This is a genomic window from Pseudomonas sp. UBA6753, assembly GCF_002453565.1.
Taxonomy (GTDB): domain Bacteria; phylum Pseudomonadota; class Gammaproteobacteria; order Pseudomonadales; family Pseudomonadaceae; genus Aquipseudomonas; species Aquipseudomonas putida_Z.
Map to the genome: position 1 here is coordinate 131,654 of NZ_DKHD01000032.1, position 12,514 is coordinate 144,167.

Annotated in this window: 12 protein-coding genes; 2 read left to right on the forward strand and 10 right to left on the reverse strand. The window is 63.0% G+C overall.

The window, feature by feature from the left end; translation table 11 throughout:
- Window positions 1–168: 168 nt before the first annotated feature.
- The 8 genes from era to rpoE all read right to left on the reverse strand — a co-directional run bounded on the left by era (window position 169) and on the right by rpoE (window position 8,557).
- Complete coding sequence (era, locus tag B2790_RS12270; protein WP_015271595.1) at window positions 169–1,071, reverse strand: GTPase Era; 903 nt, start codon at window positions 1,069–1,071, stop codon at window positions 169–171.
- Window positions 1,064–1,753 (reverse strand): ribonuclease III, encoded by a 690-nt coding sequence (gene rnc, locus B2790_RS12275; protein ID WP_003258487.1) that lies wholly within the window; start codon window positions 1,751–1,753, stop codon window positions 1,064–1,066. The genes era and rnc overlap by 8 nt, the downstream gene beginning before the upstream one ends.
- 161 nt (window positions 1,754–1,914) lie before the next feature.
- Window positions 1,915–2,769: a signal peptidase I gene (gene lepB / locus B2790_RS12280; RefSeq protein WP_003258486.1), complete on the reverse strand. Its 855-nt coding sequence runs from the start codon at window positions 2,767–2,769 to the stop codon at window positions 1,915–1,917.
- A 5-nt stretch (window positions 2,770–2,774) separates the two neighbouring features.
- Entirely contained in the window at window positions 2,775–4,574 is a 1,800-nt protein-coding gene (gene lepA, locus B2790_RS12285) for a translation elongation factor 4 (protein ID WP_025340425.1), read from the reverse strand.
- Window positions 4,575–4,755: 181 nt separating this feature from the next.
- Complete coding sequence (locus tag B2790_RS12290) at window positions 4,756–6,156, reverse strand: DegQ family serine endoprotease (protein WP_371257967.1); 1,401 nt, start codon at window positions 6,154–6,156, stop codon at window positions 4,756–4,758.
- A gap of 222 nt (window positions 6,157–6,378) precedes the next feature.
- On the reverse strand, window positions 6,379–7,341 hold the full coding sequence (locus B2790_RS12295) for a MucB/RseB C-terminal domain-containing protein (RefSeq protein WP_286918923.1): 963 nt from the start codon (window positions 7,339–7,341) through the stop codon (window positions 6,379–6,381).
- A gap of 12 nt (window positions 7,342–7,353) precedes the next feature.
- Window positions 7,354–7,944, reverse strand: coding sequence for a sigma-E factor negative regulatory protein (locus tag B2790_RS12300; protein ID WP_075046173.1), 591 nt, complete (start codon window positions 7,942–7,944; stop codon window positions 7,354–7,356).
- Window positions 7,945–7,975: 31 nt separating this feature from the next.
- On the reverse strand, window positions 7,976–8,557 hold the full coding sequence (gene rpoE / locus B2790_RS12305; protein ID WP_003252049.1) for an RNA polymerase sigma factor RpoE: 582 nt from the start codon (window positions 8,555–8,557) through the stop codon (window positions 7,976–7,978).
- Window positions 8,558–8,991: 434 nt separating this feature from the next.
- Between rpoE and nadB the strand changes: the two genes are divergently transcribed.
- Window positions 8,992–10,596, forward strand: a complete 1,605-nt coding sequence (gene nadB / locus B2790_RS12310) for an L-aspartate oxidase (RefSeq protein ID WP_286918924.1) — start codon at window positions 8,992–8,994, stop codon at window positions 10,594–10,596.
- Window positions 10,597–10,713: 117 nt separating this feature from the next.
- Here nadB and B2790_RS12315 read toward each other — a convergent pair whose 3' ends face one another.
- The gene (locus B2790_RS12315) at window positions 10,714–11,172 is read right to left on the reverse strand and encodes a protein YgfX (protein WP_286918925.1); all 459 of its coding nucleotides are present in this window, start codon (window positions 11,170–11,172) and stop codon (window positions 10,714–10,716) included.
- Entirely contained in the window at window positions 11,156–11,410 is a 255-nt protein-coding gene (locus B2790_RS12320) for a succinate dehydrogenase assembly factor 2 (RefSeq protein WP_003252043.1), read from the reverse strand. Before B2790_RS12320 ends, B2790_RS12315 begins: the two co-directional genes overlap by 17 nt.
- A gap of 133 nt (window positions 11,411–11,543) precedes the next feature.
- Between B2790_RS12320 and B2790_RS12325 the strand changes: the two genes are divergently transcribed.
- Window positions 11,544–12,485, forward strand: a complete 942-nt coding sequence (locus B2790_RS12325; RefSeq protein ID WP_286918926.1) for a YgfZ/GcvT domain-containing protein — start codon at window positions 11,544–11,546, stop codon at window positions 12,483–12,485.
- Window positions 12,486–12,514 lie beyond the last annotated feature (29 nt).

Genomic DNA, 12,514 nt, shown 5'->3' on the forward strand with positions numbered 1-12,514 from the left:
CTGTGGCTCGGTAAACTGCATATTGGGGCTGCTCTGCAGCCCATCGACGCGGTTCGTCGCCACGACAAGCCAGCTCCCACAGGTACGGCGCATGGCTTGAAGTCGATGCGATCGGGGTGGGAGCCGGCTTGCCGGCGATGGGCCGCACCGCGGCCCCAATAGTATTGCTCAGAGGTCGCCGTAGCCCAGCGAGCGCAGGGCGCGCTCGTCATCGGACCAGCCGCCTTTCACCTTGACCCACAGGTTGAGCATGACCTTGGAGTCGAACAGCACCTCCATGTCCTTGCGCGCCTCGGAGCCGATGCGCTTGATGCGCTCGCCCTTGTCGCCAATGATGATCTTTTTCTGGCCGTCGCGCTCGACCAGGATCAGCGCATGGATGTGCAGCACATGACCCTGCTGCTTGAATTCTTCAATTTCCACGGTGATCTGGTACGGCAATTCCGCACCCAGCTGGCGCATGATCTTCTCGCGCACCAGTTCGGCGGCCAGGAAGCGGCTGCTGCGGTCGGTGATCTGGTCTTCGGGGAAGAAGTGCTCGTTCTCGGGCAGGTGCTTGGCGATCTGTGCTTCCAGCGCCTGCAGGTTGTGCCCCTGTTGCGCGGAAATAGGCATCACTTCGGCGTTCGGCAACTGCTCCTGCAGCCATTGCAGGTGCGGGATCAGTTCGGCCTTCTCTTCCATGCGGTCGGTCTTGTTGACCGCGATGATCAGTGGGCCCGTCACGTACTGCACGCGCTCCAGCACCAGTTGGTCCTCATCGGTCCATTTGGTGCGGTCGACCACGAAGATCACCACGTCGACATCCTTCAGGGCCGCCGAGGCGTTGCGGTTCATGTAGCGGTTCAAGGCCTTGTCGTTGGCCTTGTGCATACCGGGGGTATCGACGTAGATCGCCTGCACGTCACCCTCGGTCTTGATGCCGAGCATGTTGTGGCGGGTGGTCTGCGGCTTGCGCGAGGTGATCGCCAGCTTCTGGCCGAGGATGTGGTTGAGCAGGGTCGACTTGCCCACGTTCGGGCGGCCGACAATGGCTACGTAGCCGCAGCGGGTCGGGTTGCTATCAGTCATTGCCATTCTCCACGCCCAGGGCGATCAGTGCAGACGCGGCAGCGACTTGCTCGGCGATACGCCGGCTAACGCCCTGGCCACGGCTCTTGTTGTTCAGCAGCACCACTTCGCATTCGACGAAGAAAGTCCGGCAGTGCGGTTCGCCCTGAATATCCACCACTTCGTAACGCGGCAGCTCGCAGCTGCGCGACTGCAGGAACTCCTGCAGGCGGGTTTTCGGGTCCTTGTTGGTATCGACCAGGGTCAGGCCTTCGAACTCATCGGCCAGCCAGGCCAGCACGCGCTCCCGGGCCGTTTCCATGTCGGCGTCCAGGTAGATGGCGCCAATCAGCGCCTCCAGGGCGTCGGCCAGGATCGACTCGCGGCGGAAGCCACCGCTCTTGAGCTCACCCGAACCCAGGCGCAGGTGATCGCCCAGGTCGAAACCACGGGCCAGGCGGGCCAGGGTCTCACCCTTGACCAGGCGCGCGCGCAGGCGCGACAGCTGGCCTTCGCGGGCCTGCGGGAAGCGCTCGAACAGCGCTTCGCCGGCGACGAAGTTGAGAATGGCGTCACCGAGAAACTCCAGGCGCTCATTGTTGCGCCCGGCGTAACTGCGATGGGTCAGTGCCAGGAGCATCTGGTCCTGGTTCTTGAAGGTATAACCGAGCTTTCGCTCCAGACGGGCAAGGGGAGCACTCATGCAGCCACCCGTTCGTTGTTCAACGCGTTGTTCAAATCAACATCCTGAAAGACTGTTTGGCTGTGGCCCGCCGCGATGTGCGGCGAATCTCCCGATCCCTGAGAACACAGCCTATGTCAGAAATGCATTCGGCGCTGCCTGCTGGCCAGCGCCGATGGGTATCAATGGATCAGACCGACCCGCGACAGGTTGGGCAGGTGGCTGAGCTTGGGCTCTGGCCAGCTCATCCACACCGCGAAGGCCTTGCCGACGATGTTCCGGTCCGGAACCATGCCGTGCAGTTCCTTCGGGATGTTCGGGTCATCCCAGTAACGGCTGTCGTTGGAGTTGTCGCGGTTGTCGCCCATCATGAAGTAATGGCCTGCCGGCACGGTCCATTGCTGGTCCGGCGGCATGCGGTAACGGCTCATTTCCTTGCGGATCAGGTGTTCGGCCTCGCCGAGCTTTTCCTTGTACAGCTCGGCGCTGCCCAGGGTGCCCGGCTCGGTGCCCACCAGTTGTTCGGCAATCGGCTGGCCGTTGACGAACAACCGCTTGTCGCTGGTGTAGCGCACCTGGTCACCCGGCAGGCCTACCACACGCTTGATGTAGTTGACGTTCGGGTCGCTCGGGTAGCGGAACACCATCACATCACCGCGTTGCGGGTCACCCACCTCGATGACCTTCTTGTCGATCACCGGCAGGCGAATGCCGTACGAGAACTTGTTCACCAGGATGAAGTCGCCCACTTCCAGGGTCGGCTTCATCGACCCCGAAGGGATCTGGAACGGCTCGACCAGGAACGAACGCAGCACCAGCACGATGAACAGCACCGGGAAGAACGACTTGCCATACTCGACCAGCAACGGCTCCTTGCCCAGGCGCTCGACCACCGCCATCTCGGGCTGGCTGACGCTGCCCTGGTAGTTGGCGATTGCCGCACGCCGGCGCGGGGCCAGGAACAGCAGGTCGATCAAGCCCAGCAGGCCGCAGACGAAGACGGCGATGACTAGCAACAGCGGGAAATTTAGCGACATAGGACCTAGCTATCCAACCTGAGCACGGCGAGGAAGGCTTCCTGTGGAATCTCCACGTTACCCACCTGTTTCATGCGTTTCTTACCGGCCTTCTGCTTCTCCAGCAGTTTCTTCTTACGGCTGACGTCACCACCGTAGCACTTGGCCAGTACGTTCTTTCTGAGCGCCTTGACGGTTGTCCGCGCGATGATCTGGCCGCCGATAGCTGCCTGGATCGCCACGTCGAACATCTGCCGAGGGATCAGCTCCTTCATCTTCTCGGTCAACGCACGGCCTTTGTAGGCCGCGTTGTCGCGGTGCACGATCAATGCCAGGGCATCGACCTTGTCGCCGTTGATCAGTACATCCAGCTTGACCAGGTTGGCCGACTGGTAGCGATCGAAATGATAGTCCAGCGAAGCATAGCCGCGGCTGGTGGACTTGAGGCGGTCGAAGAAGTCCAGCACCACTTCGTTCATCGGCAGGTCGTAGCGCACCTGAACCTGGCTGCCGAGGAACTGCATGTCGCGCTGCACGCCACGCTTCTCGATGCACAGGGTGATGACGTTGCCCAGGTGTTCCTGCGGTACCAGGATGGTGGCAGTGACGATCGGCTCGCGGAAGTCGGCGACCGCCGAGACATCTGGCAGCTTCGACGGGTTGTCGACGGTGATGGTCTCGCCGGTTTTCAGTTCCAGCTCGTAGATCACGCTTGGCGCCGTGGTGATCAGGTCCAGGTCGTATTCGCGCTCCAGGCGCTCCTGGATGATCTCCATGTGCAGCATGCCGAGGAAGCCGCAACGGAAGCCGAAGCCCAGGGCGTCGGAGCTTTCCGGCATGTATTGCAGCGACGAGTCGTTCAGGGTCAGCTTCTGCAGCGCATCGCGGAAGTCCTCGAAGTCGTCGGAGCTGACCGGGAACAGGCCGGCGTAGACCTGCGGCTGGATCTTCTTGAAGCCTGGCAGCACTTCGACCTCAGGGGTCGAGGACAGGGTCAGGGTGTCACCGACCGGGGCACCGTGGATGTCCTTGATGCTGGCAATGATGAAGCCCACTTCGCCGGCCTTCAGGTCGGCGGTCTGGGTGTGTTTCGGGGTGAACACGCCCACGCTGTCGACCAGGTGCACCTTGCCGGTGGACTTGACCAGGATCTTGTCGCCTTTCTTGACGCGGCCGTGGCGCACGCGCACCAGCGAGACCACGCCCAGGTAGTTGTCGAACCAGGAGTCGATGATCAGTGCCTGCAGCGGCGCCTCGATATCGCCTTCCGGCGCGGGGATGGTCTGCACCAGGCGCTCGAGCACCTCGTCCACGCCCATGCCGCTCTTGGCACTGCAGGCCACGGCGTCGGTGGCGTCGATGCCGATGATCTTCTCGATCTCGTCCTTGACGCGATCCGGATCGGCCTGGGGCAGGTCCATCTTGTTCAGTACCGGCATGACCTCAAGGCCCTGCTCGATGGCGGTGTAGCAGTTGGCTACGGACTGGGCCTCGACGCCCTGGCCGGCATCCACCACCAGCAGCGCGCCTTCACAGGCCGCCAGCGAACGCGAGACTTCGTAGGTGAAGTCGACGTGGCCGGGGGTATCGATGAAGTTCAGCTGGTAGACCTTGCCGTCCTGCGCCTTGTAGTTGAGCGTGACGCTGTGGGCCTTGATGGTGATACCGCGCTCACGCTCCAGGTCCATGGAATCGAGCACCTGGGCTTCCATCTCGCGTGCCGACAGGCCACCGCACATCTGGATGAAACGGTCGGCCAGCGTCGACTTGCCATGGTCGATGTGGGCGATGATGGAGAAATTGCGGATATGACTCAAATCACTCACGGGTCAACACTCGAAAAGGCTGCGAGCCGGACGCCCGCCGAAAAATAGCCGGGAATTGTACCTTAAGCTGCCGGGATATGGGAGATTCCTCTATCGGGCTGTACACAGCATTCGCCCCTGCAATTGTGAACTTTCATGAAAAAGGGCAGCCGAAGCTGCCCTTTTCTCCTTGCCAAGCCGCTTATTCAGCCAGCTTGAAGGTAATGAAGCTGGCACGACCCTGACGCAGCACGCGCATCGACACCGAACGGTTCTTCGGCAGTTCCTTGGCGATTTCGGTGAATTCCTTGGCCGAACCGATGGCCTGGTTGTTCAGGTGGCTGATCACGTCACCCGGGCGCAGGCCGATCATCGCGGCCGGGCCATCCTGGACTTCCTTGATGACCACGCCACCCTTGAGCTCCAGGGCTTTCTTCTGCTCGGCGGTCAGGTCGGCCACCGAGACGCCCAGGCGGTTGCTGCTGCGCTCGGCGCTGCCTTCGGCGCCGGTACCGATGTCGGCATCGTCGTCCGGCAGTGCGCCAACGCTGATGTCGAGGTTCTGGCGCTTGCCGTTGCGGATGATCTCAAGCTTGGCCTTTTCGCCGTCCTTGAGGCTGCCGACCAGGTGCGGCAGGTCGGCCGACATGACGATCGGCTGGCCGTTCATGCTCAGGATCACGTCACCCACCTGCAGGCCGCCCTTGGCTGCCGGGCCGTTTTCCAGCACCTGGGCCACCAGGGCACCGGCCGGCTTGTCCAGGCCGAACGACTCAGCCAAGTCCTTGTTGACCTCCTGGATCACCACGCCCAGCCAGCCGCGGCTGACCTTGCCGTCTTTCTTCAGCTGGTTGGAGACATCGATCGCCACATCGATCGGGATGGCGAACGACAGGCCCATGAAACCGCCGGAACGGGTGAAGATCTGCGAGTTGATACCCACCACTTCGCCGTTCATGTTGAACAGCGGGCCGCCGGAGTTGCCCGGGTTGATGGCAACGTCCGTCTGGATGAACGGTACGTAGGTGTCGTTGGGCAAGGTGCGACCCTTGGCGCTGACGATACCTTTGGTCACCGAATGGTCGAAGCCGAACGGCGAACCGATGGCCAGTACCCACTCGCCCACCTTGAGCTTCTCGGAATCACCCAGCTTGACGGTCGGCAGGTTCTTGCCCTCGACCTTGAGCAGGGCCACGTCGGTGCGCGGATCGGTGCCGACCAGCTTGGCCTGCAGCTCGCTGCGGTCCGACAGGCGGACGATGATTTCGTCGGCATCGGCTACCACGTGGTTGTTGGTCAGCACGTAGCCATCGCTGGAAATGATGAAGCCCGAACCCAGCGACTGGGCCTCGCGCTGGCGGTCGCCACGCGGCGAGCGCGGCTGCTGCGGCATGTTGCGCTCGAAGAACTCGCGGAACATCGGCGGCAGGCCTTCCAGGTCGGGCATCTGCCCGGCGGCCATGCGGCGGTCCGGCAGCTTCTGCTTGGTACTGATGTTGACCACGGCTGGCGAGGCCTGCTCGACCAGGGTAGTGAAGTCCGGCAGGGCTTCCTCGGCCTGGGCGCTGAGCACCTGGCCGAGCATCAGCACGGCGGCGAACATCGATAGGTAGGATTTCAAGCGTGGTATTGACATACGGCTCCCGTCACAACGAGCGGTAGTTTAGAAAGGCCCCTGCACAAAGCAGGAAAGGCCAGGCTCCAAGAAGCCTGACCTATAGAAAATTTGCCGATGGATTGCAAATGACAATGCTTTAATTTCATTTCAGAGGCATGTCCGCACGCTTTGGCATGGCCCGCACGCCTGGCCCGCAAATGCGCGCCATCACTGGCGCGCCTGGCCATCCTGGGGGCGCATCGACAGCGCCACACGCTCTGCGGTACCCAGCGGAATCTCGCCGACCACAGTGACCATTACCTTGCCCTTGGGCGTGTTCAGCCGACGCGAAACCGCCGAAGTCGGGCCAAGTTGGGTGCGCATGTCGGTCCCGCCCTCATCCTTTACCAGCTCGAGGAACACCGAGAAGCGCGCCAGGCCATCGTCGTACATCAGGCTGCTGACCGTGCTGTCATTCTTGGGGTCGCGGCGTACCGAGCTTTTGACCAGTTCGAAGCCAGGCGGCAGCCAGTCCGAACGCCAGCCGGCGACCGTGTCATTGGCGGCAGCGGCCACATGCTGCACCGGCTTGCACGCAGCGCTGGCGCGCAGGTCGTCGTCGCTAGGTGCTTCGGTATCGAGACGGGTCATCTGGAAGCGCTCCAGCAACTGCCCCTTGTCGTTGACCATCAACGAGCGCAGCGGCAGGCCGGTAGCACGGTCCAGGTGCAATTCGAAGGCATAACGGTGCTGGTCGCGCGGGGTGAGCGTCACGATCACGGCATCGCGCCCGGCGACCCGTGACTTGCCCGCCACGCTCAAGTCATACCAGCCCATCAGTTTCAGCGGATCAAGCACACGCTGCGCGGTGTCCGGGGGCGTCGTCACACCACTGGCCAAGGCCCCGCTGACGCACTCTACCTTGCCATCCACGCGCACGATCTCCTGGGCGGCGCCATCGAGCTGCAACAGCCGCTCGCTGACCTTGCCGTCGTCGACCCTGTGCCAGATCTCGTGGGAAGAGAAGCTGCCATTGCGTTCGTAGACAAAAGAGCCTTGGTAGCTCTGCTTTTGCTCGGCCTGTGCCAGCTTGCTCAGCCACTCGCTCGCCTCGGGCGAGGAATTGGCCGCCAATGCTGGCACCGTCATGCAGCTGCCAATCAGCAGCGACAGGAGAGGTAGCGCGCGCATGATCCTCCTTACTTAACGGTTTTCCAGGCTGGCGGCGCGGGCATACGGCAATGCGGTTTCAGTGCCCTTGAGCGCAGATTCCTGGGCATGCTGGCGCAGGTAGCCTGGCAGACGCTGGTCCCAGCCGGCCTGGTTCTGCAGCACGCCGTTGGCCATCGGCCCGGTCGGTTGCTCACTGCTCTCACTATAGCCTGCCAAAACGGCCGGGCCTTGTGCTTGTGGCACAGTCAGGCCTTGCTGGGCAGGTTGCTGGGCAGCAAGCTCGGCACCAGTGATCTCGTCCTGGTTGTACATGCGCACACCGGCCAGCACCGCTACGGTGACCGAGGCAGCTACCGCCAGGCGGCCAATGCTGCGCCATGGCCCTTTCTTGGCCTTGGCCGGCACGGCTTCGTCAGCCAGCGCTGCAGACACCGCCGAGGCGATATCCAGATTGGGCAGCAGCAGCTCCTTGTGCATGGCTGCGCGGGCAACCTGGTAACGCGACCAGGTGGCACGGGTTTCAGCATCGTCTACGGCGTTCAACACACGACGCAGTTCAAGCTCGTCCGCTTCGTTATCCATCACCGCGGACAGCGATTCCTGCAAAGCTTCACGACTCATGGCGGTTCCTCTCTTGGCTGTCGCCGCTGTCTCAGGTTTCCTGCAGCAAAGGTTGCAGGGCTTTGTCTATGGCCTCCCGAGCGCGGAAGATTCGAGAGCGCACGGTACCCACCGGACATTGCATGACACTGGCAATGTCTTCGTAACTCAGCCCGTCGAACTCGCGCAGGGTAAGTGCCGTGCGCAGGTCTTCAGGCAGTTGCTGGATGGTGCGATGGACAGTGCCTTCGATTTCATCCCGCAACAACGAGCGTTCTGGGGACTCGAGATCCTTGAGACCATGATCGCCGTCGTAAAACTCCGCATCCTCGGAGCTCACATCACTGTCTGGCGGCCGTCTTCCACGGGACACCAGGTAGTTCTTCGCCGTGTTGATGGCGATGCGGTACAGCCACGTATAGAACGCACTGTCTCCGCGGAAGTTGCCAAGCGCACGGTAGGCCTTGATGAAGGCTTCCTGTGCTACATCCTGGGCCTCGTGGGTATCGTGAACGAACCGCACGATCAACCCGAGAATCTTGTGCTGATACTTCAGCACCAACAGATCGAAAGCTCGCCTGTCACCGCGCTGAACGCGCTCGACAAGCTGCTGATCCTCTTCCTGGGTTAGCATGAACACTCCTCAGTGAACTCGAAGGAGCGTTGCATCAGCCATCGTTCAGGCTTGCAACCATAGACTCGGGCTTTGCGCAAAAGTTCTCCCCTCCAAGCAAGTTTCCTGCAGCCCTTGGTCGGGTTGCACGGAAGACGCGGCACGGTCACGGCCGGCTACGTCGATAATCAGGTTTCGAGTACGCAGGGACAGCCCGGACAGGCCTGCCGCCCTGCGTCGCCGCGGCAAGTTGTGGCGCGTGGGCAGCCTTCATAGGATTTCCGGCCATGTCGGAAAGTTCCCACAAAGGTTGTCGCGACCAGGCAAGTGGCATGGAAATTGGCCACCCGGGGCTGCTATAAAGGCAACCCGGCCAGCTTTAACGATAGTTTCACAATGCCATCGGCGCGTGACTATTGTGCCGCGCCCCTTCCAAAGAATACTAGTGTCCCGACATGAGCCAACAATTCCAACATGATGTCCTGGTGATCGGCAGCGGTGCCGCCGGTCTCAGCCTGGCACTGAACCTCCCCAGCCACCTGCGAGTCGCCGTGCTCAGCAAGGGCGACCTGGCCAACGGCTCGACCTTCTGGGCCCAGGGCGGTGTCGCGGCAGTGCTGGACAATACCGATACCGTGCAGTCGCATGTCGAGGACACCCTCAATGCCGGCGGCGGCCTGTGCCATGAAGAAGCCGTGCGCTTTACCGTCGAGCACAGCCGCGAAGCCATCGAGTGGCTGATCGAGCAAGGCGTGCCCTTTACCCGCGACGAGCATTACAGCGTCGACGACGGTGGCTTCGAGTTCCACCTGACCCGCGAAGGCGGCCATAGCCACCGGCGCATCATCCATGCCGCCGACGCCACCGGCGCAGCCATCTTCACCACGCTGCTGGAGCAGGCCCGCAAACGCCCGAACATCCAGCTGCTGGAGCAGCGCGTGGCGGTCGACCTGATTACCGAACGTCGCCTCGGCCTGCCCGGCGAGCGCTGCCTGGGTGCCTATGTACTCGACCGCAACACCGGCGAGGTGGACACCTTCGGTGCGCGCTTCACCGTGCTGGCCACTGGCGGCGCGGCCAAGGTCTACCTGTATACCAGCAACCCCGATGGTGCCTGCGGCGACGGCATCGCCATGGCCTGGCGGGCCGGTTGCCGGGTGGCGAACCTGGAGTTCAACCAGTTCCACCCGACTTGCCTGTACCATCCGCAGGCCAAGAGTTTCCTGGTCACCGAAGCCCTGCGCGGCGAAGGTGCCCTGCTGCGCCTGCCCAATGGCGAGCGCTTCATGCCACGCTTCGACCCCCGCGAAGAACTGGCCCCGCGCGACATCGTGGCCCGCGCCATCGACCACGAGATGAAGCGCCTGGGTGTGGACTGCGTGTACCTGGACATCACCCACAAGCCGGCCGACTTCATCCAGAGCCACTTCCCCACCGTGTACGAGCGCTGCCTGGCCTTCGGCATCGACATCACCCGCCAGCCGATCCCGGTAGTACCTGCGGCGCACTACACCTGCGGCGGAGTGATGGTCGACGACCGCGGCCACACCGACGTGCCGGGCCTGTATGCCATTGGTGAAACCAGCTTCACCGGCCTGCACGGCGCCAACCGCATGGCCAGCAACTCGCTGCTGGAATGCTTCGTCTATGGCCGTGCCGCCGCGGCCGACATCCAGGCGCACCTGGATGAAGTGGTCATGCCCAAGGCCCTGCCCGGCTGGGACGCCAGCCAGGTCACCGACTCGGACGAGGACGTGATCATTGCGCACAACTGGGACGAACTGCGGCGCTTCATGTGGGACTACGTCGGCATCGTGCGCACCAGCAAGCGCCTGCAGCGAGCGCAGCACCGCATTCGCCTGCTGCTGGACGAAATCGACGAGTTCTACAGCAACTACAAGGTCAGCCGCGACCTGATCGAATTGCGCAACCTGGCGCAGGTGGCCGAGTTGATGATCCTGTCGGCCATGCAGCGCAAGGAAAGCCGCGGGCTGCATTACACCCTGGATTACCCGGGGATGCTGGACGAGGCCAAGGACACCATTCTCAGCCCGATCTGAAATCGGCGTCGCGGCCTTCGCGGGCCCGCCCGCTCCCACAGGAATCCCACTGCCTTGCAGGCTTGCGAGTACCTGTGGGAGCGGGCAGGCCCGCGAAGAAGCCAACTCGGTATGGTTTTATGCCCGGCTCACCCCTGCCCACCTGCGCCGGCTGAATTTCAACCGCACCCGCAAGCGCCGGTGCTCATCAGCCCCCAGCGCATCCCGTGGCACGCATTGGCTCTCCCCCAACCAGCGCCCCGCCCGCACAAAGCGCAACACCACCAGCGCCGGCAACGCCACGCTGTCCCGGCACAAGCGCACCGGCTGCCAGCCACGGGCACGGCTGAACACCTGCCAGCCGCGCACATCACGGCGCAGGCCAACAATGGCATGCTCATGCGTCAGCAGAATACGTCGGGGAATGGCCCAGCCTGCGTGGGCAATACAGGTGGCGACAACAGCAAGGGCCGACCACCCGGGCAGCGGGCTCGCCCATACGGCGAACCACGCCAGTACCTGGCACCCCAGGTAGGCCGCCAGCAGCAGGCGCGAGCCTTGCCAGCGGCACTCGAAGCACTCACTTGGGCTGGACACGGTCCAGGATGATGCGGACCATGCGCTGCAGCTCCGGGTCTTCGGACTCGGTGCGCTCCATGAACCAGCCGAACATGTCCTGATCCTCGCAGCTCAACAGACGCACGTAGAGTTCGCGGTCGGTTTCGTTGAGCGTGGGGTAGACTTCCTGGGTGAAAGGCACCAACAGTACGTCCAGTTCCAGCATGCCGCGGCGGCTGTGCCAGAAAAGCCGGTTGAGTTCAGTTTGTTCGACCATGGGGCCCTCCTCGAATGGCCCGCCAGTATACAGCCAGGCGAGCGAAGCGACACCGGGCGTTGGTCTAGTCACCTACCTATTTTGTTACCGGCGTTCTATGATGGCCGCCAGTCTTTAGCCACCGCGATGACCCATGGCCGATTCCGCTTTCTTCTGCCCCCTGTCCCACGAGGGCATCCTCGCCGTCCGCGGCTCCGATGCAGGCAAGTTCCTGCAAGGCCAGCTGACCTGCAACATCAACTACCTCAGCCCGGAACACGCCAGCCTCGGCGCCCGCTGCATGGTCAAGGGGCGCATGCAGTCGAGTTTCCGCATCCTGCCCGAAGGCAACGGCTACCTGCTGGCCATGGCCAGCGAGCTGCTCGACGCCCAGCTGGCCGACCTCAAGAAGTACGCCGTGTTCTCCAAGGCGACGCTGACCGATGAAAGCGCTGCCTGGGCACGCTTCGGCCTGCAAGGCGGCGATTCGGCGCTGCAGGCCCTGGGGCTCGATGTGCCTGCGGCAGCTGGCAGCACCGTGCGCCACGACGGGTTGATCGCCATTGCCGTGTCCGCTGGCCGCGTGGAGCTGTGGGCACCGGCAGACAAAGCCGACAGCGTTCGCCAGGCGCTGGCCGCCGCACTGCCTGAAGGTAGCCTTGACAACTGGCTGCTGGGGCAGATTCGCGCCGGGATCGGCCAGGTAATGGGGCCGACCCGCGAGCTGTTCATCCCGCAGATGATCAACCTGCAGGCCGTCGACGGCGTCAGCTTCAAGAAAGGCTGCTACACCGGTCAGGAAATCGTTGCCCGCATGCAGTACCTGGGCAAGCTCAAGCGCCGCCAGTACCGCCTGGCACTGGACCAGCAGGCCATTCCGGCCCCGGGTGCCGAGATCTTCTCGCCCACCCATGGTTCGTCGGTTGGTGAAGTGGTCATTGCTGCCAGCAACGGCACAGGCTGCGAACTGCTCGCCGTGCTCAGCGCCGAAGCGGTGGAAGACGACAACCTGCACCTGGGCAGCCTGGAAGGCCCACGCCTGCAGGTGCTGACCCTGCCCTACGAACTGGACCGCGACCGGGAAATCCAGCGTTGACCAGCCTGCCCCGCCCACGTGGCGGGGCC

Bases quoted from the DNA above. Each gene is read 5' to 3' on its own strand.
- era (WP_015271595.1), bottom strand. From the start codon at position 1,071: ATGACTGATAGCAACCCGACCCGCTGCGGCTACGTAGCCATTGTCGGC.
- rnc (WP_003258487.1), bottom strand. From the start codon at position 1,753: ATGAGTGCTCCCCTTGCCCGTCTGGAGCGAAAGCTCGGTTATACCTTC.
- lepB (WP_003258486.1), bottom strand. From the start codon at position 2,769: ATGTCGCTAAATTTCCCGCTGTTGCTAGTCATCGCCGTCTTCGTCTGC.
- B2790_RS12290 (WP_371257967.1), bottom strand. From the start codon at position 6,156: ATGTTCGCCGCCGTGCTGATGCTCGGCCAGGTGCTCAGCGCCCAGGCC.
- B2790_RS12295 (WP_286918923.1), bottom strand. From the start codon at position 7,341: ATGCGCGCGCTACCTCTCCTGTCGCTGCTGATTGGCAGCTGCATGACG.
- B2790_RS12300 (WP_075046173.1), bottom strand. From the start codon at position 7,944: ATGAGTCGTGAAGCTTTGCAGGAATCGCTGTCCGCGGTGATGGATAAC.
- rpoE (WP_003252049.1), bottom strand. From the start codon at position 8,557: ATGCTAACCCAGGAAGAGGATCAGCAGCTTGTCGAGCGCGTTCAGCGC.
- nadB (WP_286918924.1), top strand. From the start codon at position 8,992: ATGAGCCAACAATTCCAACATGATGTCCTGGTGATCGGCAGCGGTGCC.
- B2790_RS12320 (WP_003252043.1), bottom strand. From the start codon at position 11,410: ATGGTCGAACAAACTGAACTCAACCGGCTTTTCTGGCACAGCCGCCGC.
- B2790_RS12325 (WP_286918926.1), top strand. From the start codon at position 11,544: ATGGCCGATTCCGCTTTCTTCTGCCCCCTGTCCCACGAGGGCATCCTC.